Source organism: Sphingomonas sp. LH128 (genome assembly GCF_000293195.2).
In the GTDB taxonomy this organism is placed as follows: domain Bacteria; phylum Pseudomonadota; class Alphaproteobacteria; order Sphingomonadales; family Sphingomonadaceae; genus Novosphingobium; species Novosphingobium resinovorum_A.
The window spans coordinates 1-4,484 of the sequence record NZ_ALVC01000253.1 but is presented as its reverse complement, the minus strand read 5'-3'; the positions used below and the strand labels follow the sequence as shown (position 1 = coordinate 4,484).

Genomic DNA, 4,484 nt, shown 5'->3' with positions numbered 1-4,484 from the left:
CTGGCCTGTTACGACCAACTATCGTCCGGGCGCTCTTCCGAGGGTTGGGCTTTGCGCGGCCAGCGGTCCCAGCCTTCGCTGGGATGACGGGCGCGTGTTGGATAGGGAGTGCAATGGCAGAGAATCGTCCCCTGTACCTCGGCCCGCGCCTGCGCCGTCTGCGCCGTGAACTCGGCCTGACGCAGCTGGCGATGGCCGATGATCTGGAAATCTCGCCCAGCTACGTCGCCCTGCTGGAGCGCAACCAGCGGCCGGTCACCGCCGACATGCTGCTGCGCCTCGCGAAGACCTACCGCCTCGACATCGCCGACATCGCCGGTGACGACGGGGAGGGCTACGCGCGCCGCCTGACCGACGTGCTGCGCGACCCGATCTTCGCCGATATCGACCTGCCCAAGCTGGAGGTCGCCGACCTCGCCACCAGCTTTCCGGGTGTCTCCGAAGCGCTCTTGCGGCTCCATCAGGCCTATACCCGCGAGGCGCAGGCGCTGGCCGAGCAGCGCGCCGCCGGGCCGATGGCGGACGAGAACGAACCCGTGCGCGAAGCGCAGCGCTTCCTCGCCGCCAACCGCAATTACTTCCATGCGCTCGACACCCGCGCCGAGGAACTGGCGGGCGAGATCGAAAAAGCGGGCGGGGCGACCGAGTGGCTCGCCGCCAAGGCCGTGCGCGTGCGATTCCTGCCGCCTGACGTGCTCATGGATTCGCTGCGCCGCTTCGACCGGCACAACCAGCAATTGCTGATCGCCGACACGCTCGACCATGCCAGCCGCGCGTTCCAGATCGCCACGCACATCGCCCACACCGCGCTGCGATCCGAGATCAAGCAGACGATCCGGGCCGACAGCTTCTCCAGCCGCACCACCGCGACGCTGCTGCTGCGCGCGCTGGCGGGCTATGCGGCGGCGGCAATCGTCATGCCTTATGGCCGCTTCGCCCGCGCGGCGGACCAGCGGCGCTATGACATCGATGCCCTGTGCGCGCTGTTCGGCGCCAGTTTCGAGCAGGTGGCGCATCGCCTCACCACCCTGCAGCGGCCGGGGGAGGAGCGCGTCGGCTTCTTCTTCATCCGCGTGGACGAGGCGGGCAATGTCTCCAAGCGGCTCGACGGCGCGGGCTTCCCCTTCGCCGCGCATGGCGGCGGGTGTCCCTTGTGGAGCGTGCATCAGGTGTTTCGCCGTCCGGGCGAAATCGTGCCGCAATGGCTCGAACTGCCGGGCGGGGAGCGCTTCTTCTCGATCGCGCGCACGGTGACTGGCGGGGCGGCAGGTTACGGCGGTGCGCGGGTCGTGCGCGCGGTGGCGCTCGCCTGCGCGGCGGAGCAGGCGGGGCGGCTGGTCTATGCAGGCGGTACGGACCCGACGAGCGCGCCGACGACGCCGATCGGCGTCACCTGCCGTCTGTGTCAGCGTGCGGAATGCACCGCCCGCTCGGTCCCGCCGATCGGGCGCGACGTGCTGGCGGACGACTACCGCCGTGCCGCGCAGCCCTATACGTTCGCGGAGAGTTGAAACCCTTTCCCGTCATCCCAGCGAAAGCTGGGACCGCTGGCCTGTTACGGCCAACTATCGTTCAAACGCCCTGCCGAGGGTTGGGTTTTACACGGCCAGCGGTCCCAGCCTTCGCTGGGATGACGGGGTAAGGTTACCGCAGCAACACCGGTAGTCCCGACACGCCCTGCTGCTCCAGCCCGCCGGTCATGAACGGCGCGGGCGCTTCGGGATCGAGCCGCAGGTTCGGGAAGTGATCGAGCAGCGCGTTGATGCCGCGATTGATCTCCACCCGCGCCACGTTCATGCCGAGGCATCGGTGCGTACCGAACCCGAAGGCAAGGTTGGTCTTCTTCGGCCGGAACAGGTCGTATTCGTCCGGGCGGTCCCAGCGCGCGGGGTCGCGGTTGGCCGGGCCGAGGCCGAGTTCCAGCACCGCACCCTTGTGGATCGCGTGGCCGTAGAGTTCGGTGTCCTCCATCACCATGCGGTAGAAGTAAGGCGCCGTCGGATACCAGCGCAGGCTTTCCTCCACCGCATCGTCCACCAGCGAGCGGTCGGCGCGCACCGCTGCCAGTTGCTCGGGATGGGTGAGCAGGGCGTAGAGCGCGATGCCCATCTGCCGCCACGAGGTGCCGCCGCCCGCGACCATCACCAGCTTGACGTGCGCCATGATCTCGCGGTCGGTGAGGGCACGCGGTTCCTCGCCCGGCATCTGCAGTTGCATCGTGATGAGGAAGCTGACGAGATCGTCCTTCGGCTCCTGACGGCGGCGCGCGATCAGGCCCAGCACGGTGCTCTCGACGATCTTCGCGTTGGCCTGCCGCTGCTCCATCGTCACCGTCCGGCTCGAACTGGTGGAGTTGAGGTAGGCGTGACGGAAACGCAGCGCCTCGTCGCCGTCGAGGCCGATGGCGGTGGTGATCGTGTAGACCGGGATGCGCGCGCAGTAGTCGAGGTTGAGGTCGGCGCGATCTGCCCGGCTCATGCGGGCGATCAGGCGTTCGATGATGGTGTCGATGGTATGCTCGCGCCACCAGCCCATCGCCTCGGGCATGTTGAAGCGCGGCTGGATGGTGCGGCGATAGGCGCGGTGGACCGGCGGGTCCATTTCGAGAATGCCCATAGTCTTCTCGCCGGCCGGGTTGTCGTGGCCCTGCACCGAGTTGGAGAACACCGCGGCATTGCGCAGCGCGGCTTCCACCGCCTCGAACGACAGCACCGTCCAGTGCGGACGTCCGGCCGCGCGCGCATGGCGCTCGTGCAGCGGCAGGCCGAGCAGTTCGCGCAGGCGTCCTTTCAGCACCGGGCCTTCATCGCGCAACGCGTGGATGCGCGGCATTATCTCGGCCACTTCCACGAGGTTGCCGATCGCCTCAGCCTCGCGGCGCACGTCGTAGAGTTCCTCGTAGAGCGGGTCGTCGGCGGTAAGAACGTCGTCGTTCTCGGGCGCGGTGGGGGTGTCCAGCATCAGGCGATCCCCAGCAGCTTGCAGGCGTTGTCGTGGATGATCGCGCGCACGTCCGCCTCGGGCACGCCTTCGAAGTCGCGCAGGATGACCTCGCGCGATTTGGGGAAGGTCGTCTCCGAGTGCGGATAGTCCGAGGACCACATGATGTTCCGCGCGCCCGGCAAGTCGCGGTTCAGGATGCCGGTGCGATCCTGGATGAACGAGCCGTAGACGTTGCGGTCCATGTAGTAACTGGGCGGATGCTTGAGCTGGCTCTCGGTCCAGAAGCGCTGCCGTTCCCAGGTGCGGGTGATGTATTCGGTGTACCACGCGAACCAGCCCACGCCGCTCTCCATGCTGCCGATGCGCAAGTCCGGGAAGCGGTCGAAGATGCAGTTGAAGATGAAGATGCCGATCGGTTCGGCCATCGCCATCTTGCTCATCGGCATGTCGGGCAGGAAGAACTCCTTCTGCCCGAAGCGCGGCACCCGCGCGCCGAGGTGGAAGGTGATGACGAGGCCGTGGTCGCACACCGTCTTCCACAGCGTGTCGAACGCCGGGTCGGAATATTGCAGCGCGCCCTTGCTGTCGCCGGTCAGCGCCGAGACCTGGCCATCCTTCATCGCGGCGATGCCGGACGAGGTCTTCCAGGCGTCGGGGTTCTGCGGGAAGGCGGGCAGGTTGATGGCGCGAAAGCCCTTCTTCGCGAGCCGGGTGACATGCGCGCAAGTCTCGTCGATGTCGCGCATCGGCACGTAGCCGACGGGATAGAGCCGGTCAGGCGCCACCGAGGCGAAGTCCATCACCCAGTTCTGGTACGCCTCGTAGCTGGCGACGTAGAGTTCGTTGTCGAACGAACCCAGCGGCCCGCCGCCGAACAGCAGCGCGGCATCCATGCCGTCGGCGTCCATGTCGGCGAGGCGGGTGGCGGGCTCCCAGACCGTGCGCTGGTCGGCGAGGCGGCCCTTCATCTTGAAGTTCTTGCCCTCTCGCCCGGCCTGGTTGTTGATCATCATGAAGGGGCGGCGGTTGCCCTCGAAGCAGATGTAGTCCCCGTCCTCGGCGTGGTCGATGAAGGGCGCGCGGTCCTTGAGGTGGGCGGGGAGGTAGTCCTTCCACATGTCGTGCGGCGGATCGATGTGCGCGTCGGCGTCGAAGATCGGGCCGTACTGCCAATCGGTGGCCGCATTCGTGCGGATCGCGGGATCTGCTTCGCTCATGTCCGGTTCCTCTCGTCCCGTCCTATTATTCGAAATTGCGAATTGATTATCGCATTAGTGAATGATTCGGTCAAGGTGTGGTGGCGGTAGCGTCGTCCCGGACTTGATCCGGGACCGCTGGGTACTTTTGAGGTGAGAGCTTGCGATGGGCCACTGCGACGCTGCGGCTTGACGCGAGTTAGGCGTCGCCTCGCCAGCGGTCCCGGATCAAGTCCGGGACGACGTGCCAGTTCAATCCCGCCGCAGGATCATCGCGCCGTAGCCATAGCCGCCGTTGGAGACGATGCAGGTCCGCGCGTCCCGCACCTGCCGCCCGCCGCCGCG

General features: G+C 67.1%; 3 protein-coding genes. 1 reads left to right on the top strand and 2 read right to left on the bottom strand.

Features of this window, described 5'->3' with window-relative positions; all coding sequences use genetic code 11:
• The first annotated feature begins 113 nt into the window (after window positions 1–113).
• Window positions 114–1,511: a helix-turn-helix domain-containing protein gene (locus LH128_RS19635; RefSeq protein WP_008831427.1), complete on the top strand. Its 1,398-nt coding sequence runs from the start codon at window positions 114–116 to the stop codon at window positions 1,509–1,511.
• 133 nt (window positions 1,512–1,644) lie between these two features.
• On the opposite strand, the gene LH128_RS19630 is transcribed toward LH128_RS19635, so the two are convergent.
• On the bottom strand, window positions 1,645–2,961 hold the full coding sequence (locus tag LH128_RS19630; protein ID WP_008831426.1) for a cytochrome P450: 1,317 nt from the start codon (window positions 2,959–2,961) through the stop codon (window positions 1,645–1,647).
• The gene (locus LH128_RS19625; protein ID WP_008831425.1) at window positions 2,961–4,160 is read right to left on the bottom strand and encodes an amidohydrolase family protein; all 1,200 of its coding nucleotides are present in this window, start codon (window positions 4,158–4,160) and stop codon (window positions 2,961–2,963) included. The genes LH128_RS19630 and LH128_RS19625 overlap by 1 nt, the downstream gene beginning before the upstream one ends.
• Window positions 4,161–4,484: the final 324 nt, after the last annotated feature.